The sequence below is a fragment of the Pseudodesulfovibrio tunisiensis genome (genome assembly GCF_022809775.1).
GTDB classification, from domain to species: domain Bacteria; phylum Desulfobacterota; class Desulfovibrionia; order Desulfovibrionales; family Desulfovibrionaceae; genus Pseudodesulfovibrio; species Pseudodesulfovibrio tunisiensis.
The window spans coordinates 1001901-1020942 of the sequence record NZ_CP094380.1 but is presented as its reverse complement, the minus strand read 5'-3'; the positions used below and the strand labels follow the sequence as shown (position 1 = coordinate 1020942).

The 19042-nt window shown below is 58.7% G+C and carries 26 protein-coding genes; 17 read left to right on the top strand and 9 right to left on the bottom strand.

The features are described from left to right. Positions 1-118 precede the first annotated feature (118 nt). From MPN23_RS05165 to MPN23_RS05155, 3 genes are read right to left on the bottom strand one after another with little or no spacing between them, the layout of a single operon-like run. Positions 119-289 (bottom strand): hypothetical protein, encoded by a 171-nt coding sequence (locus MPN23_RS05165; protein ID WP_243546531.1) that lies wholly within the window; start codon positions 287-289, stop codon positions 119-121. Continuing rightward, a complete protein-coding gene (locus MPN23_RS05160) occupies positions 286-1182 on the bottom strand; it encodes a DMT family transporter (protein ID WP_243546530.1) in 897 nt (298 codons plus the stop codon). Before MPN23_RS05160 ends, MPN23_RS05165 begins: the two co-directional genes overlap by 4 nt. Positions 1183-1188: 6 nt before the next feature. Further along, on the bottom strand, positions 1189-1845 hold the full coding sequence (locus MPN23_RS05155) for an LOG family protein (protein WP_243546529.1): 657 nt from the start codon (positions 1843-1845) through the stop codon (positions 1189-1191). A 194-nt stretch (positions 1846-2039) separates the two neighbouring features. Between MPN23_RS05155 and MPN23_RS05150 the strand changes: the two genes are divergently transcribed. Genes MPN23_RS05150 through miaA form a run of 4 tightly spaced genes read left to right on the top strand, consistent with a single transcriptional unit; the run spans position 2040 to position 5659 of the window. After that, positions 2040-3647, top strand: a complete 1608-nt coding sequence (locus MPN23_RS05150) for an MBL fold metallo-hydrolase RNA specificity domain-containing protein (protein ID WP_243546528.1) — start codon at positions 2040-2042, stop codon at positions 3645-3647. 9 nt (positions 3648-3656) lie between these two features. Further along, positions 3657-4220, top strand: coding sequence for a 16S rRNA (guanine(966)-N(2))-methyltransferase RsmD (rsmD, locus tag MPN23_RS05145; RefSeq protein ID WP_243546527.1), 564 nt, complete (start codon positions 3657-3659; stop codon positions 4218-4220). Next, positions 4208-4717, top strand: a complete 510-nt coding sequence (gene coaD / locus MPN23_RS05140) for a pantetheine-phosphate adenylyltransferase (protein WP_243546526.1) — start codon at positions 4208-4210, stop codon at positions 4715-4717. Before rsmD ends, coaD begins: the two co-directional genes overlap by 13 nt. A 6-nt stretch (positions 4718-4723) precedes the next feature. After that, positions 4724-5659 (top strand): tRNA (adenosine(37)-N6)-dimethylallyltransferase MiaA, encoded by a 936-nt coding sequence (gene miaA, locus MPN23_RS05135; protein WP_243546525.1) that lies wholly within the window; start codon positions 4724-4726, stop codon positions 5657-5659. A gap of 6 nt (positions 5660-5665) precedes the next feature. Here miaA and MPN23_RS05130 read toward each other — a convergent pair whose 3' ends face one another. Beyond that, positions 5666-6151 (bottom strand): SixA phosphatase family protein, encoded by a 486-nt coding sequence (locus MPN23_RS05130; protein WP_243546524.1) that lies wholly within the window; start codon positions 6149-6151, stop codon positions 5666-5668. 162 nt (positions 6152-6313) lie between these two features. On the opposite strand from MPN23_RS05130, the gene MPN23_RS05125 reads away from it, so the two are divergent. Genes MPN23_RS05125 through MPN23_RS05115 form a run of 3 tightly spaced genes read left to right on the top strand, consistent with a single transcriptional unit; the run spans position 6314 to position 8722 of the window. Continuing rightward, positions 6314-7234: a hypothetical protein gene (locus MPN23_RS05125; protein ID WP_243546523.1), complete on the top strand. Its 921-nt coding sequence runs from the start codon at positions 6314-6316 to the stop codon at positions 7232-7234. A 5-nt stretch (positions 7235-7239) separates the two neighbouring features. Beyond that, a complete protein-coding gene (locus MPN23_RS05120) occupies positions 7240-8136 on the top strand; it encodes a hypothetical protein (protein ID WP_243546522.1) in 897 nt (298 codons plus the stop codon). Between the two features lie 10 nt (positions 8137-8146). Then, positions 8147-8722: a CDP-alcohol phosphatidyltransferase family protein gene (locus MPN23_RS05115; RefSeq protein ID WP_243546521.1), complete on the top strand. Its 576-nt coding sequence runs from the start codon at positions 8147-8149 to the stop codon at positions 8720-8722. 78 nt (positions 8723-8800) lie between these two features. Here MPN23_RS05115 and MPN23_RS05110 read toward each other — a convergent pair whose 3' ends face one another. Both MPN23_RS05110 and MPN23_RS05105 read right to left on the bottom strand, forming a co-directional pair. Continuing rightward, positions 8801-8992 (bottom strand): twin-arginine translocase TatA/TatE family subunit, encoded by a 192-nt coding sequence (locus MPN23_RS05110; RefSeq protein ID WP_243546520.1) that lies wholly within the window; start codon positions 8990-8992, stop codon positions 8801-8803. A 133-nt stretch (positions 8993-9125) separates the two neighbouring features. Further along, on the bottom strand, positions 9126-9467 hold the full coding sequence (locus MPN23_RS05105) for a hypothetical protein (protein ID WP_243546519.1): 342 nt from the start codon (positions 9465-9467) through the stop codon (positions 9126-9128). 143 nt (positions 9468-9610) lie between these two features. On the opposite strand from MPN23_RS05105, the gene MPN23_RS05100 reads away from it, so the two are divergent. The 10 genes from MPN23_RS05100 (at position 9611) to MPN23_RS05055 (ending at position 16681) form a co-directional block, all read left to right on the top strand. Further along, complete coding sequence (locus MPN23_RS05100) at positions 9611-10402, top strand: hypothetical protein (RefSeq protein WP_243546518.1); 792 nt, start codon at positions 9611-9613, stop codon at positions 10400-10402. A gap of 26 nt (positions 10403-10428) precedes the next feature. After that, complete coding sequence (locus tag MPN23_RS05095; protein WP_243546517.1) at positions 10429-11109, top strand: HAD family hydrolase; 681 nt, start codon at positions 10429-10431, stop codon at positions 11107-11109. A gap of 76 nt (positions 11110-11185) precedes the next feature. Then, on the top strand, positions 11186-11503 hold the full coding sequence (locus MPN23_RS05090) for a YggT family protein (RefSeq protein ID WP_243546516.1): 318 nt from the start codon (positions 11186-11188) through the stop codon (positions 11501-11503). A 10-nt stretch (positions 11504-11513) separates the two neighbouring features. Then, positions 11514-12017, top strand: a complete 504-nt coding sequence (locus MPN23_RS05085) for a DivIVA domain-containing protein (RefSeq protein ID WP_243546515.1) — start codon at positions 11514-11516, stop codon at positions 12015-12017. After that, complete coding sequence (locus MPN23_RS05080; RefSeq protein WP_243546514.1) at positions 12014-12343, top strand: DUF167 domain-containing protein; 330 nt, start codon at positions 12014-12016, stop codon at positions 12341-12343. Before MPN23_RS05085 ends, MPN23_RS05080 begins: the two co-directional genes overlap by 4 nt. A gap of 21 nt (positions 12344-12364) precedes the next feature. Then, positions 12365-12595 (top strand): DUF465 domain-containing protein, encoded by a 231-nt coding sequence (locus tag MPN23_RS05075; RefSeq protein WP_243546513.1) that lies wholly within the window; start codon positions 12365-12367, stop codon positions 12593-12595. A gap of 1 nt (position 12596) precedes the next feature. After that, a complete protein-coding gene (gene ilvB / locus MPN23_RS05070; RefSeq protein ID WP_243546512.1) occupies positions 12597-14288 on the top strand; it encodes a biosynthetic-type acetolactate synthase large subunit in 1692 nt (563 codons plus the stop codon). Between the two features lie 10 nt (positions 14289-14298). Beyond that, a complete protein-coding gene (gene ilvN, locus MPN23_RS05065; protein ID WP_424450064.1) occupies positions 14299-14790 on the top strand; it encodes an acetolactate synthase small subunit in 492 nt (163 codons plus the stop codon). Between the two features lie 127 nt (positions 14791-14917). Then, positions 14918-15910, top strand: coding sequence for a ketol-acid reductoisomerase (ilvC, locus tag MPN23_RS05060; protein ID WP_243546510.1), 993 nt, complete (start codon positions 14918-14920; stop codon positions 15908-15910). Positions 15911-16189: 279 nt separating this feature from the next. Beyond that, the gene (locus MPN23_RS05055; protein ID WP_243546509.1) at positions 16190-16681 is read left to right on the top strand and encodes a DUF2179 domain-containing protein; all 492 of its coding nucleotides are present in this window, start codon (positions 16190-16192) and stop codon (positions 16679-16681) included. A 90-nt stretch (positions 16682-16771) separates the two neighbouring features. Here the strand turns inward: MPN23_RS05055 and MPN23_RS05050 are convergent, their stop codons facing one another. From MPN23_RS05050 to thiL, 3 genes are read right to left on the bottom strand one after another with little or no spacing between them, the layout of a single operon-like run. Continuing rightward, on the bottom strand, positions 16772-17638 hold the full coding sequence (locus MPN23_RS05050) for an alpha/beta fold hydrolase (protein ID WP_243546508.1): 867 nt from the start codon (positions 17636-17638) through the stop codon (positions 16772-16774). Further along, entirely contained in the window at positions 17638-18051 is a 414-nt protein-coding gene (gene tsaA / locus MPN23_RS05045; protein ID WP_243546507.1) for a tRNA (N6-threonylcarbamoyladenosine(37)-N6)-methyltransferase TrmO, read from the bottom strand. Before tsaA ends, MPN23_RS05050 begins: the two co-directional genes overlap by 1 nt. 8 nt (positions 18052-18059) lie before the next feature. Beyond that, on the bottom strand, positions 18060-19019 hold the full coding sequence (thiL, locus tag MPN23_RS05040; protein WP_243546506.1) for a thiamine-phosphate kinase: 960 nt from the start codon (positions 19017-19019) through the stop codon (positions 18060-18062). Positions 19020-19042 lie beyond the last annotated feature (23 nt).

Here is a 19042-nt window from a genome sequence, read left to right as displayed (position 1 = left end):
TGTCTTTTTATTCCCTGAAAGTCTAGATAAAATTTAGTGTTTTTCTAATATCCTTTTTTATCGGATGGATAAGATGCAAGAGGTGGATGCCCTTTCGAGGAAGCCGTTTTCTGTTTCTCTATGAATGCATATGGCCCAGAAGCACCATGATGCCGATAAATGCTGGAAATCCGACTAGACAGGCGAGGGCCGCATTCCAATCGGAATTCAGCATGTCCGTTGGAAGGAGTGATAGTATTGCGCCTGTGCCGACAAGGGCGAGCAGCGTGTGGATGAAGTTGCGGATCATGATTTTCTCCTCCATTGCATGAGCGCGTTGCCAGCGATGATGAAGACGAGTCCCGTCACGGTGGAGGGCAGGATGTCCTCACCCACCAGAAAGTGGATGAAGATCAGGGACAGGAACGGCGACAGGAAGATGAGGTTTGCCACGCGCGCGGTGCCGCCGCCGTCCGGAGCCGCTGCATGCTTCATGGCGGCGAGCCAGAGGGCAAAGGTCACGCCCATTTCGAATACGCCGACATAGGTCGCGCCAAGCAGTCCTGCCGGAGTCAGGGACGGCAGATCGGAAAAAACAATGCAGGTGATGAGGATGAGCGGTAGGGCAAACAGAAAGTTGAGCAGGAGTCCGGCAACCGGGTCGGCCTTGCTGCGAGTGTTGCCTATCCAGTACAGGGCCCAGATCAGGGTGCTGAGCAGGGCCAGCCCCACGCCTGTCGGGTTGCTGAAACTCATGGAAAGCGGATCACCGTGCGTGGAGATGAGTACCACGCCGAAATAGCTGACAAGGATGGCGGCCAGTCCCCTGAAGCTGATCTTCTGCCCCAGCAGGGGGACGGAAAGCAGGGAAAGCGTGATGGCCCACGTGTAGTTCAGGGGTTGGGCCTCCTGAGCCGGGAGCAGGTCATAGGCCTTGAACAGGATGACGTAGTAGAGAAACGGGTTCAGAGCGCCGAGCAGGGCACAGCGCAGGACTTCGCGCCGGGGCATGGTGCGGATGCGAGCCAGTCCGCCCTGAAGAAGCAGAATTGCGGTCAGGACGAGCAGGGATGCGCAGTCCGCCAGCAGCAGGAGTTGCAGCGGGTCGAGGTGGCGCAGGGAAAGTTTGAAGGCCGAGGCCACGGTGGACCAGATGCCCACCGTGGCAAGACCGAAGAGAAGCGCTTTTCTGCTGCGGGTCATGATCTGCTAGATGATGACATGCCGCTTGATGTGGGCCACGGCTTCCTTGATGTCGTCCGTGACGATGAACAGGTCCAGATCGTCTTCGTGTGCGTATTTGTCCGTGACCAGCTGGTTCCTGAACCAGTCCACGAGGCCGCTCCAGAATTCCGTGCCGAACAGGACGATGGGAAACGGCTTGATGCGTTTGGTCTGGATCAGCACCAGCGCCTCGGCCAGTTCGTCGAGGGTGCCGAAGCCCCCGGGCAGGGCCACGTAGGCAAGGGCGTACTTGATGAACATCAGCTTGCGGATGAAGAAATAGCGGTAGTCGCTGCGGTGGGTCAGGTAGGTGTTCGCATCCTGTTCCAGCGGCAGGTGGATGTGCAGGCCTATGGATTCGCCGCCAGCCTCGAATGCGCCCTTGTTGCCCGCTTCCATCAGGCCGGGCCCGCCGCCCGTGATGACCGAGAATCCCGCCTTGACCAGTTCGCGGGCCATTTCCTCGGTCTGCTGGTAGATGGGGTCTTCGGGTTTGACCCGTGCGGAACCGAACATGGAAACCGCCGGGCCGATTTCGGACAGGGTTTCGAAACCGTCCACGATTTCGGACATGATCTTGAAGAGTCTCCAGGACTCGTGCATGGACAGATCATCAATGAGATACTGTTTGGAACGATTCATGTTTTCTCCTGAGTTGTGCCGGGGAATTCCCGGTTCGCATACGGAATTGTTGCCTGAATTCGGGTAATAAGGCATTCTTTCCCAATGATGGGAGCCGATGTTCGACTCCTTGGCCTTCATGTTACATTTTTTTTCCTCCGCCCGGAAGGGAGAATCCGTATCGGGCCGGGAAAAAAAGAAAACCGGAGCTGCCGATGAAAATAACGTTCATGGGAGCGGCCCGCACGGTCAGCGGGTCATGCTACATTCTGGAACATGACGGAAAACGGTTCGCCGTGGATTGCGGCCTGCATCAGGGAAACGCGGAAATAGAAAAGCGCAACCTGAACATCAGCGCCTACGATCCCAGGAACATAGATTTCATTCTCGTGACGCATGCCCATATCGACCACAGCGGCTACCTGCCGGCTCTGGTGGCCAAGGGCTACAAAAATCCCGTTTACTGCACCGCGCCCACGCGTGATCTCATGGAAATCATGCTGTTGGACAGCGCCCATATTCAGGAGATGGAAACCGAATGGGCCAACCGCAAGCGGCTGCGTCAGGGCGAACAGCCCCAGAATCCCCTGTACGGGGTGCCGGATGCCGAGGCTTCCATTCCCCTGCTGGCGACCGTGGAATATGCCAAGCCATTTGAACCCATGCCCGGAATGACCGTGACCTACAAGAATGCCGGGCACATTCTGGGCTCAGCGTTCATTGAAGTGGAATACATGGAGGACGGCAAGCCGACCAAGCTGGTCTTTTCCGGTGATCTGGGAAGGCCGGAACAGCTCATTGTCAAGGACCCGAGCGAAGTGGAGAGCACGGACTACCTGTTTCTGGAATCCACCTATGGCAACCGCACCCACAAGGATGAGGAAAACAGTCTGGACGAATTGGCCGCGGCCATTGAATACAGCTACAGGAACAAGGAAAAGGTCGTTATTCCGGCCTTTGCCGTTGAGCGGTCCCAGCAGCTCATCTATTCGCTTTTTCTGCTCGACAGGCAGGGACGTCTGCCGCGGGACATGCCGATCTATCTGGATAGCCCGCTGGCCATCCGCGCTACCGAGATATTCCGCAAGCATCCCGAGTTCTATGACAAGCAGACCCAGGAGTTCATTGCCAAGGGGCAGCACCCTCTGGACCTTCCCAACCTGCATTTCACGGAGACCCGGGAGCAGTCGCAGGCCATCAACGAGACCCGTGGTCCGGCCATCGTGATTTCCGCCAGTGGCATGGCCAATGCCGGGCGCATCAAGCATCATTTGCGTCACAACCTCTGGCGAACCGGGGCGAGCGTGATTTTCGTGGGCTGGCAGGGCGTGGGGACGCCGGGCAGGAAGATCGTGAACGGCGCGAAAAAGATCAAGCTGTTCGGCGAAGAGGTCGAGGTCAATGCCAAGATCTTTACCATCAACGGCTTTTCCGGTCATGGGGATCAGAACGATCTCATGGAATGGCTGGAAAACATGCGCGGCAAGCCCGTGAAGATCATTCTGGTGCACGGCGAGGCCGAGGTGCAGGCCGAATTCGGTCGGCATATCAAGGAACGTTTCGGCTTTGACGTGCACATTCCCGAATACATGGAGGAACTCACCCTCGAACCCGGTGCGGAGATGGTCCCGCTGGTGGATATGGACAAGGCCCGGCCGCGTGTGGATTGGGAGTTCCTGCTCAAGGACGCCGATCACCTGTATGCCGAGCTCATGAAGCGGCTCAAGGATGTGGACAGGAAATCCTGGGTTGACCAGGCCGACATTCGCGACCGCATGCTGGACATGAACCGCGCCATGGTGGCGCTGATAACGGATTTGTAGGAGAGTGGAGTGCGTATAGTCGGCGGCGAGTTCCGAAACAGGAAAATCGCCACATGCGAGGGGCCGGGCTACCGGCCCACGACGCACAAGGTACGCGAGGCCGTTTTTTCCATGGTTCAGGCCCGAGGGCTTGCATGGGACGGCCTGCGCGTGCTGGACATGTTCGCGGGCAGCGGTAGTCTGGGGCTGGAATGTCTGAGTCGGGGCGCGTCCGAAGCCTGGTTTGTGGAGAAGAGCGGCAAGGCCGCAAGCCTGATTCAGCGGAATCTCAAGGAATTGGGAGTGGGGAAGGATCGGGCCAAAGTGTTGCGCAAGGATCTGTTTTCGGTTCTGTCCGGTCGTCCGGATCAGCCTTTCGGCCTGTTTTTGGTTGACCCGCCGTACGGGAGGGATTTATTGCTCCCCGCGCTGGAGAAAGCCCTTGAGAACGGTTGGCTCGCCCCGGGCGGGTTCGTGCTGGCCGAGCTCGAAAGCTCCGCGTCCGTGCCCGGCAAAGGGACGGCGCTCGAGAGCCTGGAGTGTGTAACCGACCGCGAATACGGTCAAACCAGGATTGTGATATGGCGGAACTGAACCCGAGACTGGCAGTATATCCCGGAACCTTCGATCCGTTGACCATGGGGCACGTCAGCCTCATCAAGCGTGGCCTGTGCGTGTTCGACGAGGTGATCTTCGCCGTGGCAAACAGCACGTCCAAGAATACGCTGTTTTCCATTGACGAGCGGCTTGAGTTGGCCCGCAAGGCCTTTGCCTCGGAGCCGAGGATCATTGTGGAGGCGTTCGACGGTCTGCTCATCGATTACGTGAACAACCGGGGAGCCGGAAGCATTCTTCGTGGCCTGCGCGCAGTGTCCGATTTCGAATACGAATTCCAGATGGCCTTGATGAACCGCAAGCTGAACCGCGACATCCAGACCGTTTTTCTGATCACGGATTTCAAGTGGATGTACCTGAGCTCCACCATAATCAAGGATGTGGCCCGCAATGGCGGCGACATTCGGGGCATGGTGCCCGGATGCGTGGTGCGTCGCCTGTTCGAGAAATTCGGCATCAGCCCGACCTGGAAATAGGATTTCATGTCTTTCAAGCCCCCCATCGTCTGCCTGCTCGGAGCCACGGGCACGGGCAAGACAGAAACCGCGCTCGCCATTGCCCGGCGCATGGATGCGAGCGTGGTCAACTTTGATTCCCGACAGGTGTACGCGGATTTCCCGATCATCACGGCCCAGCCGGATGCCGGGGAACAGGCCGTGTGCCCGCATCTGCTGTACGGTTTTCTGCCGACCTCGGAAAAGATGAATGCGGCCCGGTTCACGGAACTGGCCAAGGAGACCATCGAGTCCGTTCGGACGCAGGGCCGTCTGCCTGTCATGGTCGGCGGGACCGGAATGTATCTGCGTTCCCTGCTGCAGGGCATTGCCCCGATTCCGGAAATTCCCCGGGATGTTCGCGAACGCGTTCTGGCTCGCGTCAAGGCCGAGGGCCCGCAGGTGCTGCATGCGGAGCTCTGCGAGACCGATCCGGACTATGCCGCGCGCATCCATCCGAACGATTCCCAGCGCAATGCCAGAGCTGCCGAAGTCTTTCTGGCCACCGGGCGCAACATGACATGGTGGCACACGCAGTCCGAGCACGTTCCGGCTCCGTATGAGGCGCTGAAGATAGGCATTCGGCTCGATCTGGACGTGCTGACTCCCAGATTGGGAGCGCGCATCGACAAGATGGTCGAGCAGGGGGCCGTGGAAGAGGCGCGCCGGGCATATGCCGCGTGCGCCGATCCCGAAGCCCCGGGCTGGACCGGCATTGGTTGCGCGGAACTGCTGGCCCATCTTCAGGGAAAGATGACCCTGGAGCAGACCAAGGACCTTTGGGCAAGAAATACGCGTGCCTATGCCAAGCGGCAGATCACGTGGTTTCGCCGGGAAACGGGTATCGAATGGTTCGATCCGGGGCAGGGCGAGGCGGTTGCCGCTCGCGTTGCCGAATGGCTGGAACAGCGGGTCGAAAACTGAGTCGGATCAGGAAGCCGCGACAAGTCCGAGCTGTGCCGGAGAAAGATACCAGGACAGGGTGGCGCGTGTGGCGGGCGAGTCCGTATCGATACGCATGATGCCGCCGTTTTCGATGGCGATGTTCAGTCCCGGCCCCTGCACGAGCAGGTGCGAAGCCACCTCGTTCAGGGACGGCAGATGTCCGCAGACAAGGATGGATTCCGCGCCGAGGTCGCTCAGGTAGTCCATGGTCGTGGAGACCGGAGCCTTTGCCTTGACTGCGTCCGTGACCAGAATGGCCTTGGCCGGATAGCTGGTTGCCTCGGCCATGATTTTCGCGGTCTGCATGGCCCGTTGCTTGGGGCTGCTGACGATCGCGTCAAAGGCGAGTCCCATTTTTTGTGCCGCGATTCCGCTTTTTTCCACGATTTCGCGGCCTACCGGGCTGAGTGGCTGCTGCGGGTCGAGTTCCTTCGGGAGGCAGACGCCGTGTTGCATGAGATGGATGCGCATGTTGGCTCCTTGGTGTGTTGGCGCAATGCGTGAAGGCTATCACGCGCTCTGGTGCCGGGGCAAGGACCGTGGCGACCCTTGCGGAAAACACGCAAGCAGGATACATGCGGATAGTTTTCACTTCGGTCCCTCTGTCTGATTTCAAAAAGGATTCGTGGCTGTATGGCCCTCAGAGTATTTGTACTCCTTTCGTGTTTTCTGTTCCTGGCCCCCGGGGCGCAGGCATTTCAGGGATATGTCCGGACTCAGGGCAATGCAACGATCGCCTGGGGCGACGGCAGCCTGAGCGTTGCGGAGCCGCTGGAGGTTGCCGAGGACGCGTTCGATCCGGATCATGCCTCGGCCATTGCCGTGCGCAAGGCCGCGACCAGCGCCCGCAAGCAGCTTCTGGATACCATCCTCGGCATTCGTATTGATGCGCGAAGCACCATTGGCGCGTATCTGGCGGATAATGACGAATTGGCCGCCGCCTTGCGCGGACTGGTGCAGAATTCGCCGCTTGAACGGCCTTCCGCGCTGGAAGGTCCTGCCGAGGTCCGGGTTTCCGAGTCCCTGCGCGGGGAACTCGCACAGTACGTGCTGCCCACGACCATGCCGTTCCAGAGCAATATTCCGCCGCGACTTTCCACCTCGCTGGAACAGCAGTTCATGGAAGACGCCGTTGAACCCGCACCGGCGGGCTATCTGCCCGGCGGATATACCGGACTGGTGGTCGACGCCCGGGGCCTGAACGTGACCCCGGCTCTGGCCCCCGTGATATACGGGCAGGACGGCGAAGGCGTGTACGGTGCCTTTCTCGTGAGTCGCGACGCGGCCGTGAGGCACGGCATTGCGGCCTATGCCGACACCGTGGAGCCAGGTGCTCTGGTGGAGCGCGTGGGAGACAGACCGCTCATGGTCAAGGCGCTCAGCGCCTTTGGTTCCTGGCGAACCGATCTGGTGGTGGCTACGCCCATGGCCCATATGATCAAGGGCCTGATGCGGCCCGGTCCGGTTGTGGAAACGTGCAGGGTGGTGATTGTTCTCGATGCTCCGGCAGCCCCCCTTGAAGAGACCGAGGAGTCCGGGGAGGGAATGGAATGATGAGAATGCTGAAACATGTTTCGATTGCCGTCATGGCGGTTCTGGTGTTTGCCGGAACCGTGCTTGCCGCCGAGGTTCGGGTGTTCAAGCCCATGGAAGAGGGCATGTCGCAGATGCAACTGCGCCGACAGGCCCTTGACGAGGGGTTTGCCCAGGCCGTGCTGGACGAGGCCGTGAAAATTCTTCCCGGAGAACTGGACGAGACCCGGCGCGAACTGTTTCGTCAGTATCTTTTGCCGCGCGCCGGAGCCTATGTCCGCGAATACAAGGTAATTTATTCTCAGGCTCTTGAGGCGGGCGTGATTCTGCGTCTGAACGTTCGGGTCAATCAATCCGTGCTGCGGGACGGGCTCGTTCGCATGGGATTCATGGAGACATTGGCCGTACCGTTGCCCGTGACCGTGGAACGGCCCGAGGACCTTTCCGAGGAAGAGGCGCTTGCTCTGGACAATCTGCTGGTGCTGACCAATGCCATTCCGCAGGAAAATGCCGGATTCCGGTTCATCCTGTCCCGTGGGGCGGAAAATCTCTACCGGGGCCAATTAATGACTCCGGATCGGGAATGGACTGCTCTGGACAAGGATATGGCTAACCTCTGGTTTACCTTGTGGGCGCATCATTTCAACAGGGCCGAGGTTCGGTCCGCAAGTTCCGACCGTGCCACGCTTGCGGTTTCCGGCTGGTTTTCCCCGGATGGCGTGCTGGAGTTTCAGCGAGTGGTCGGAGGCTGGGATTCCGTTGTCAGGGACGTGAATCTTCTGGACATGGACATGGAATCTTCCGGAGTCGGTGCGAGCTGGAGTTTTCGCATCATGGATGCCGAGGGACTGAAGCGCAGGCTGGATGCCTATCTGCCTGAGCGCGGGTTGCGGTATCAGATCGTCCGGGAGGCGGACAAGTAGGGGGGCAATGATGAGCCGCGATTCGATTTGGACCGTTCCGAATCTGCTGACCGCCAGCCGCATTCTGCTGACGCCGGCTTTTGTCGTGGCCTATACCAGCGAGCGTTTCTATCTGGCGTGGGCTCTGTTCGCCATTGCGGGACTGACCGATGCTCTGGACGGTTTTCTGGCCCGTCTGCTGCGCCAGCGCTCTCAGCTCGGAGCCATGCTCGACCCGTTGGCAGACAAGACCCTGCTCGTGACTTCCTTCATCTGTCTTGCGTTGCAGGGCTGGATTCCCACATGGCTGGCGGTTCTGGCCGTGAGCCGGGACGCGATCATTGTCGGCGGGCTGGTCTTTCTCCAGATTTGGGGCGTGGACGTGAAGTCGCGCATTCAACCCATCTGGGCGAGCAAGTTCACGACCACGGCCCAGATTCTGCTCGTGATCTATGTCATGCTGGAAAAGACCTTCATGTTTTCCTTTCCCGTGCTGCTGCAGAGTCTCATCTGGGTGACCGGGCTGCTTACCATTGTTTCCGGCATTCTGTATTTTCGGCGCGGTTTCGCCATGATGGCCGAGCCCATCGAGGACCGCACCTGCTGATTTGCTTCAATGCATGAAAAAAAGGCCCGCAAGCATGTGCTTGCGGGCCTTTTTTCATTGACTTGGAACGGGGGAGGACTAGCCTTCCTTTTTTTCCTCATCTTTTTTCGGGGTCACGTCGATTTCGTCGGGCTCATTGGTGGCCCGCTTGAAATTGCTGATGGCCTTTCCGATGCCGCCGCCGATTTCAGGCAGTTTGTTGGCACCGAAGATAAGCAGCACGATGACGAGGATAATCAACAGTTCCCAGATGCCGAAGCCGCCGATCATATATGTCCTCCAGTGGTAGAAGTCTTAAAGGGAAAGCAGATTGCGCTATACACCCGGCCGTCTTCAAGGTCAAGGATGCAGGCCGTGGCACGGGCGGTTTCCCGGGGCCGGGCTTTACAATTGCGGAGTCGGCCTATACATCTTCCGTAACAATGAAAAGCCGGTGTGCGGTGAAGTTCTCTGAGGGGTTGGCGCGTAATCGGAAGGATTCGGGAATATGGGTGATTTTTGTCGTTTGCCGGGGCTCGGATGCGTTTATTACGCAAGGGGGCGCTGCCTGTACGAAGAGGAGTTGAATCCCGGATACAATCAGGCGTTGCGGTGCAAGGTCCTTTTGCACTGGGAGGCCGCCTATGACGATTTTCTTTGCCGTGTGGATGCGTTCGCTCTGGATCAGGACGTGGTGCCGGACTTGTGGCGGCGTCGGTTCGAGCGACTCGTTCAGGAACAGTACGGGTGCGATGATTTCGAACATGCGCCCGGGGCCGGTCCTCCTTCCTGCGCTTTTGTCATGGATGGGCTGTGTCTGCTGCGGCTGCCGAGATGCGAGGGGCGGTGCAGGCGTTTCAAACCTGTGGTGACAGGTGATTTTTTCGATTTTTGATCAAGGAGAGGACCATGCTTATATATTTTCCTTCCATGCATCCGGGAACGCTGACGAACCGGATCGTTTCTGGCTCCCTTTTTTTTGATCCCGGCTTGACTGCCGACAGGAACGAAGCCTGTTTTCGGCCCGAGGGACTGCCGCTTGATCCTGCCGCGGCGCAATCTCTGGTTCGCGACTGTGTGGCTTTTGGCGAACAGTTCAAGGACCCTGCGGAAATGGCATACTTCGGCGTGCAGACGTCCGAGGAGTTCTATGCAAAGGACAGAGCCAGTGCGATTCAGCAGGAGCTGCTCAACCGGATTTCCGGCAATGCCGGGGAAAAGGCGGAGCACGAGGCCCGGGCCAGAGCGCAGTTCGTTCTGGTGCTGGCATGGTCCTTCGAGGAACGCATGCTGGAATTGCAGGGCATCGAACAGGGCGTGAAGCGGTCATGGGGAAAGTTTTTCGATGAGACCCTCGGCATGGACGAGGAGGATCGGCGCGAGGAAAAGGTGCTGAACGTGGAGCAGGCATTGAGCCACACCGGTGGCGTTACCGACGGATTGCGCGTGGACCTGCCCTGGCAGCGCATGATCGAGGCGCTTGCGGTTCTTCTGCCGGAAGACAGTGTGCTTGTGTGCACGGATGAAGCCGTTGCATCCCAGTGGCGGGACATGGATATCGAGTTTGTCCCGGCTGCGGGAGACGATCTGCCCGAAGGGGCGCAGACCGCCCGGGTTCCGGCCTGGAGACTGGCCGGTCGCAGAAGCGCGCCGAAGAGCATGCCCCATGTGCTCCGCGACATGACAGTTGTTTTGGTTTAACAGGAATTGATTTCAAGGAGATACGAGTGATTCAACTGAATGACCTCATGCGGCTGGACTGCCTCAAGGGCCTGAAGTGCATAGTGTTTGATTGCGATGGTGTGCTGATCGATTCATACGACGCGAACATGCGGTATTACGGGATGGTCAAGGAGACGCTGGGACTGCCTCCGCTTACTCCGGATGAAAAAGTGTATGTGCACAGCCACACCCACAAGGAAGGGCTGGAATACATCACTCCCGAGGACCGTTTCGAGGATGCGTGGAAATTTCAGGAAGGATTTCATTACAAGGACCTGCTTCCGTATCTCAAGCTGTCCGACGGGTTGCATGAACTGCTCTGGTGGCTGCGGGACGCGGGCTTTCTCATGGCCGTGAACACCAGCCGTACCGATACCATGCCTCTGATTCTGAACCAGTTCGATCTGGAGCCGTATTTCCACCCGGTCATCACCTCCGCCGATGTGCGGCGGCCCAAGCCCAATGCCGAGGGCATGCATCGGATCATGGCCAAGCTGAATGTGGAAGCCCATGAGATCGCCTTCATCGGCGATACTGCCGTGGACATGCGCACTGCGCGGAATTCCGGTGTGCGTTTCTGGGCCTATGGCGACGAGTTGCTTGATGCAGACGTGCACATATCGGATTTCTGGACTTTGCGTCGACTGCTGCATAGGGCATACGAAGGGGCGGGACGCATCATTTAGCACTTGATTTGTGAATGGCTGTGTGCAAATTTACTGTCTTGAAGGCAGTCTCTGAAAACAACGAGGCGGAGGATTCATGTCCGTTCTGGGTTCCCTTGTTCAGGCCGCAGCTTTCGTGCTCGGCGCAGTGTTGAATATCTATTTCTGGATTGTCATTGTTTCCGCCCTGCTTTCCTGGGTGAATCCCGATCCGTACAATCCCATCGTCCGTTTTTTGCGGGCCATGACCGAACCTGTCTTTTACAAGATCCGCCAATGGATTCCCTTTGCGGTTGTGGGCGGCTTCGACCTGACTCCCGTGGTCGTGCTGCTGGTCATCAAGGTCGCGGAGATCGTGATCGTGGGGAATCTGGCTCAACTGGCATTTTCCCTTCGTTCGGGAGCCATGATGTAGGAGGGCAGAAGTGACGCTTTCCAAGATCGATCTTCTCAACAAGCGGTTTTCCCGCAGAATGTTCGGGTACTCCCGGCTCGAGGTGGACCAGTTCCTCCTTGAACTCGCCGAGGTGCTCGGAGATGCGGCGGAAACCCAGAAATCCCTGAAAAAAAAGGTCAAGCGGCTGGAATCGGCCGTGAGCGAATATCGCCAGCGGGACGAAACCCTGCGCGATACGCTCATGAGTACCCAGAAAATGGTGGACGACCTCAAGGTACAGGCGTCCAGGGAAGCCCAGCTCATTCTGGACGAGGCTCGCACCAAGGCCGATGCCACGGTGCAGAAGGGTCACAACCGGCTTGCTCAACTGCATGAGGAGATAGAGTCCATCAAGCGCCAGCGCACGCAGTTCGAAATTCAACTGAAGGGGCTACTACAGGCGCATATGGAAATGCTGGAAAGGTGCGACCCCGAACGTGACAAGTTCGAGGAAATGGAGTCAAAGCTCAAGTATCTGAAAAAAGCTGAATGACGAACACTTCCTCTTCAATACAGCACGAATTCGTGAATTTTGCCGGAAACGGCACGTGGCGGGTCGCCGTTTGGGTCCAACCGGGATCCAAGACGGATGGACCCGCCGGTTTGTATCAGGGGTGCGCAAAGATTAAGCTTTCCGCCCCTGCCGTGGACAACAAGGCGAACAAAGCACTTGTGGCTTTTGTGGCAAAACGATTAGGATTGAAAAAACGCCAGATCGAAATTGAAACAGGCCATACTGACCGCAGAAAGCGGCTGGCCGTCAATGCGGCGGTGGAACCCGATTGGGAAAGGCTGTTGCCTCCGGTCGGCACCGCGTGACCCTCAACAAAGGAGCGGTACATGGAAGCCAGAGACATTGAAATCATTGAGCGGTACCAGTCCCAGGACGCCGAACTCAAGGCGCTATGGGACCAGCACACCTCTTTTGAGAAGATGCTCGCCAAGATGGAATCCAAGTCGGCCCTGAGCCCGACCGAGACGCAGGAAATCAAGGAACTCAAGAAGAAGAAGCTGGCGGGCAAGACCAAGTTGCAGACCTTGTTGGACAAGTATCGACAAACGGAGGCTTAGTATGGAAATGACCGGGGCCCAGATCCTTTTGAAGTGTCTGGAAAAAGAGGGAGTGGATGTCGTGTTCGGTTTTCCGGGCGGCGCAGTCATCGACATTTATGATGAAATTCCCAATTCTTCCGTAGAGCATATTCTCGTACGTCACGAACAGGGCGCGATTCACGCGGCTGACGGCTATGCCCGGGCAACGGGCAATGTAGGGGTATGCCTGGTCACTTCCGGCCCCGGTGCGACGAATACGGTTACCGGGATCGCCACCGCGTATGGAGACTCCATTCCGGTGGTGGTCTTTACCGGGCAGGTGCCCACGCCGCTCATCGGCAACGATGCCTTTCAGGAAGTGGACATCGTGGGCATCACCCGGCCCTGCACCAAGCACAACTATCTGGTCAAGGACATCAAGGACCTGGCGCGTACAGTGAAGCAGGCCTTTTATCTGGCGCGCTCCGGTCGTCCCGGTCCCGTTCTGGTGGACTTGCCCAAGGACGTCATCACCGCCTCGTGCGAATTCGAGTATCCCGAAGAAGTGCACATGCGCAGCTACAATCCGAATGTGAAACCGCACATCGGACAGGTGCGCAAGGTCGCCGATCTGATCAGAAAGGCGGAACGGCCGCTGTTCTACACGGGCGGCGGCGTTATTTCCTCCAGAAGTCACGAAGAGCTGGTCTGGCTGGCGGACAACCTCAGGATTCCCGTGACCTCCACCCTGATGGGACTGGGTGCGTATCCGGGCGAAGGGGACATGTGGCTGGGCATGCTCGGCATGCACGGCACCTATGCCGCGAACATGGCGGTGAACAACTGCGATCTGCTTCTGGCCGTTGGCTCGCGTTTCGACGACCGCGTCACGGGCAAGATCAGCACGTTTGCCCCGCATGCCACCATCGTGCATATCGATGTGGACCCCACTTCCATTCAGAAGAACGTGTCCGTGCACGTCCCGCTGGTTGCGGATTGCAAGGCTGCGCTTGGTGCGCTCAAACGGGAGCTGAAACCTTCCCTTGATCAGGTCGACTGCGGTGAAAAGCGCCGCGACTGGATTGATCAGGTGACGCAGTGGAGTCAGGAGCATCCGCTTACCTACATTGATGAAAGCGATTCCATCAAACCGCAGTATGTGGTGGAAAAGATTTACGAGATCACCAGGGGTGACGCGATCATTGCCACGGAAGTCGGGCAGAATCAGATGTGGGCGGCCCAGTTCTACAAGTTCAAGGGGCCGAATTCCCTGCTTACCTCCGGCGGACTTGGCACCATGGGGTACGGGTTTCCCGCAGCCATGGGCGCACAGCGCGCGTTTCGCGACAAGCTCGTCATCGACATCGCCGGTGACGGCTCCATCCAGATGTGCATTCAGGAAATGATGACCGTGGTCTGCAACAAGCTGCCTGTGAAAATCGTCATTCTCAACAACGGCTATCTCGGCATGGTTCGGCAGTGGCAGGAGCTGTTTTACGACCGGAACTACTGCGAGACCTGCATGGACGCGCAGCCGGATTTCGTGAAGCTGGCCGAAGCCTACGGAGCCGCCGGGTTCCGGATTACGGAAAAAAAGGACGTGGAATCAACCCTGCGCGAAGCCTTCGCTCTGGACAAGCCGGTCATCGTGGATGTCCGGGTGGCCCGGGAGGAGAACGTGTATCCCATGGTTCCGGCTGGTGCGTCCCTGACTGAAATGCTGCTGGTGTAGGAGAATGGCGATGAGCAAGCACACACTTTCCGTCACGGTTGAAAACGAACCCGGCGTGCTGTCCCGGGTGGCCGGGCTGTTCAGCGGCCGCGGCTTCAATATCGAGTCCCTCAATGTTGCGCCCACTCTGGAAAAGGGCGTTTCCCTCATGACCATCGTTGCCGAGGGCGACGACCAGATCATCGAGCAGATCGTCAAGCAGCTTCGCAAGCTGGTACCCACCGTCAAGGTGCGCGATCTTACGGAACTGGATTCCGTGGACCGTGAAATGGTGTTGCTCAAGGTCAATGCCGAGGATTCCAAGCGTGCGGAAATTCTCCGCATTGTGGATATCTTCCGGTGCAAGGTCGTGGACGTGAGTCCCGACGAACTGACCATTGAAGTGACTGGCGATCAGGGCAAGATCACCGCACTGATCAATCTGCTTACCCGTTTCGGCATCAAGGAGATAGCCCGTACCGGCAATGTAGCCATGATGCGGGCCATGCAGAGCAGCCTATAGCGGGCCATCCCTTTTGTTTCCACGGGTCCGGGCTGCTGGTCCGGTCCCGGTGGTTGCCTTTTGGCATATAGTTCACCCCCAAACAACGCGGCCACGCGTGGCAAAACGTATATGAGGAGAGAATCCCATGAAAGTGTATTACGAAAAGGATGCTGATCTGAAATTTCTCAAGGACAAGACCGTTGCCATCATCGGCTATGGCAGCCAGGGTCATGCCCATGCCCAGAACCTGCGCGATTCCGGCGTGAACGTGATCGTGGCGCAGCGCCCCGGCGGTCCGAATTATGATCTGGCCAAGGAGCACGGCTTCGAGCCCATGAGCGTTGCCGATGCTTCCAAGCAGGCGGACTTGATCATGATTCTGCTGCCCGACCAGTATCAGGCCGATGTGTTCAGAAAGGACATTCAGCCCAATCTGGTTCCCGGCAATGCGATTGCCTTTGGTCACGGCTTCAACATCCACTACCAGCAGATCACCGCGCCCAAGGGTGTTGACGTGATGATGATCGCGCCCAAGGGCCCGGGCCATCTGGTTCGCCGCACCTACACCGAGGGCGGCGCTGTTCCCGCTCTGGTGGCAGTTGCACAGGACGAGTCCGGCAAGGCCATGGACATTGCTCTGGCCTACGCCAAGGGCATCGGCGCCACTCGCTCCGGTGTTATCGAGACCACGTTTCGCGAGGAGACCGAGACCGACCTGTTCGGCGAGCAGGCCGTGCTGTGCGGCGGTCTGACCGAACTGTGCAAGGCCGGCTTCGAGACTCTGGTGGAAGCCGGATATCAGCCCGAGGTCGCGTACTTCGAATGCCTGCACGAGCTCAAGCTGATCATCGACCTGATGTACGAGGGCGGCATGGCCAAGATGCGCTATTCCATCTCCGACACCGCCGAGTTCGGTGATTACGTGACCGGTCCCCGCATCATCACGGACGAGACCCGCGAGGAGATGCGCCGCGTGCTCAAGGACATTCAGCAGGGCCGTTTTGCCCGTGACTTCATTCTGGACAATCAGGCCGGTCAGGTCGGACTCAAGACCATGCGCCGCGTGAACGCCGAGCACCAGATCGAGGAAGTCGGCGGTCGTCTGCGCGAGATGATGAGCTGGCTCAAGAAGGATTAGTTCCGATTCTTTGGCATCCGTTTCAGCGGCCTTCCCTTGCGGGAAGGCCGCTTTTTTGTGCCGTTTCGCGTCTCGAATTCTTTTTCCCATTGTTTCAACTGGTTGTGAATTTATTGCAGAAAGGGCCGTTTTGTTGCTTGACCCGATGGAAAAGTGCTCTTAAAAGGTGCCTCGTTTTTGAGATAACGAGGTGTGCAAGTGGAATCGAATGTCCTTATATTAGGGATGGTTATATTTCTGGCTGAGGTTGCGGTTCTGACACTTGGGACCATCCGGACCATGGTGACCGTGCTTGGGGAAACCAAGGCGGCCTTTCTGCTGGGCTGTCTGGAGATGTCCCTGTGGATTTTCGGTACGTCCGCAGTCATGCTCAAGGTGGGGGAAGAGCCGTTTCTCGGCGTGTGCTACGCCGTGGGGTTCGCCTGCGGCAACGTGGTGGGCATTCTGGCCGAACGCAAGCTCGCTCTGGGCAATGTGGTGGTTCGCATCATCAGCGCATGGCATGGGCCACGCATTGCCGAGGCCGTGCGGCAGGCCGGGTACGGCATTACCACGGTCGCCGGGGAAGGCTCGGAAGGACCGGTCACGGTGCAGTTCGTGGTCTGCAAGCGCAAGGACATGAAGCATGTGCTTCGCGTTGCCCGGGAAGTCGATGCCGAAATTTTCTACACCTTTGAAACCGCGGGAGGGGCGAACCACGTTCAATCTCCGTCGGAGAGCCGCGCCCGGCGCATTGCCGGTATGTTCAGAAAGGCGGTTCCCCAGTTCTAGCCACAGTCCCGCGTTGACATATAGTGAAGACAAAACGCCCGGCCTTGCGCAAGCCCGGGCGTTTTGTCTTCCGGTTCGGAATGTGGAGGCTCAGTCGAGCGTGGCAGCGAATTCGCGTACTGTCCGGTTGAAGTCCTCGGCGTCCTCGTAAAAGGGAATGTGCCCGCTGTGGTCGAACAGGGCCAGGGTCGAATTCGGCAGGGAATCCGCCACGAATTGTCCGGCTCCCGGGCCGTAGCAGAGGTGCTCTGACCTGCCGTAGGCCACGAGCGCGGGCACGGAAACCTTGGGCAGCACGTCCAGATAGTCCCGGCGCGCATAGTCCGCATAGATTGCCGCGGCCGAGCTGGCGGGAATCTTGAGGTGCTCCCGGAGCATCCATTCCATGTCCTGCTGGGGGGCGACCCCGGAAAGGAACATGTTGCTCACGAACAACCTGCCGTAAGTGTCCCGGCTGCGTTCCATGGCGTCCAGATCCGCTTCCATTGCCTCGGCGTTGTGGTCGCGGTAGCGGTGGGTGTTCCATGGTTCCGAACACATGGGCGCTGGCGCGGATTCCACCAGGCCGATGCCGTCCAGCCTGTGTCCGCCGAATTGGTTCCAGTATTCCAGCACGGCGGCTCCGCCCATGGACCAGCCCATGAGCAGGCATCCGTTCAGGTCCAGAGTGTCGATGATGTCCCGAACGTCCTTGGCGTAGCGGGGCATGGTGTGCCCGTTGTCCGTGTTCGTGGAATTCCCGTGGCTGCGGAAGTTCACGGCCACGAGACAGAAATCCTTTTCCAGTCCCTGCATCTGCCGTTCCCAGAACCGGGAGCTCATGGTCCAGCCGTGCAGCAGCACGAGGGGACGTCCCTGTCCGCGAATCTCCACCCGCAATCTGGCCCGGTCCGTGGTTGTCACTCCGAGTTCTGCATGGTCCGGGCCGCGGTGTTCGATGATGTCGACCACTCCCATCAGCGTTGGTCCGGGTCGGTTTGAGGTACGGGCTTGATGTCGATCACCGGGGTATTGTCCAGTGCCTCGAGCGGTTCCACTTCCAGTCTGGCACCTTCAATGGACACCAGAGTGACGCGATGCAGACCGATGGGATTGGGGCGCTGGGGCGAACGCGTGGAAAAGACTCCGCGTTTGGGCCGGGATTTGTCGCCTCTGGGATGAACGTGCGTCACGGAGCGATCGGACAGGTGGAACCATGTGAACAGTTCCAGAGCCATGCCCGGCTTCAGGCCGTTCAGGCTGGAGGCGAATTCCGGGGTGATCTCGACGATGGCGCGTACCGCGCCGGGTTCGTCTTCCATTTTCGGGGCGGAATCCAGAGTCTTGATCGAGGACCGGATGTGGCCGATGGGGGTGAGAGTCAGGTCCATGTGCGCTCCTAGTTTTCGAAATGGTCGAAGCCCGGGGCCTCGAAGGGCTGTCCGTTCACGATCAGGCCCGGCATGTCCGTGACTTTGCCGATGACCCGGATGCCGGGAACGGATTCGATCTTGCTCTTGAGGTCCAGAAAATCCGCTGCGCCGACAAGGGCGTAATCCTCGCCGCCCTGGATTGCCAGATTGACGGGGTCGGCATTGATGGCGTTGGCGAATTCAATGACTTCAGGGTGCAGCATGTCTTCGCGGATGTCCAGACTGGCTCCCAGTTCCGGGCCGACAAGCCGGGGCAGATCGCGAGCCAGTCCGTCGGATACGTCCATCATGGATTTGACGCCAGCCGCATTGAGCAGAGTCCCGATGAGGACCTTGGGTTTTGGCCGGAGATGCGCGGCCGTGGCCGAAGGAAGGGCCTTTGCCGCTTCCGGGCCCGAGGCTTCCAGCGCCATGAGGCCGGCCCGGGCAAGGCCCATGTCGCCGGACAGGAACAGGATGTCTCCGGGCTTGCAGTTTTCGCGTTGCACGAAACGTCCGCCGCTGCCGGGCTGGCCGTAGATGGTGATGCTCACGCCGATCTTTTCCGCGCGGCTGAGATCGCCGCCCACAAGCGCAAGGTCGTTCTGCCGGGCTATCTGGCTCATGCCGGAGAAGAATTTTTCCCAGAATTCGCCGGGCACGTCTGCCGGGATCATGAGGTCCATGCCAAAGGCCAGAGGTTTGGCTCCCATGGCCGCGATATCGCTGATGCTGACGGCAAGGGCCTTGTATCCGATGTCCTCCGGGGAAAAGTAGCGGGTGCGGAAATGCTGGTCTTCCAGAAACAGATCCGAGGACACGCACAGTTCCGTGCTCGCGGGCAGCACGCCGCAGTCGTCACCCCTGCCGAGTACCAGATGCGGATGGCGGCGGGGAAAATGCCGATCAATGCAGGCGAGGAATTTCTCTTCAGAGTCAAGTTTCATGGTTTGCTCTCGATTTCAGTTGG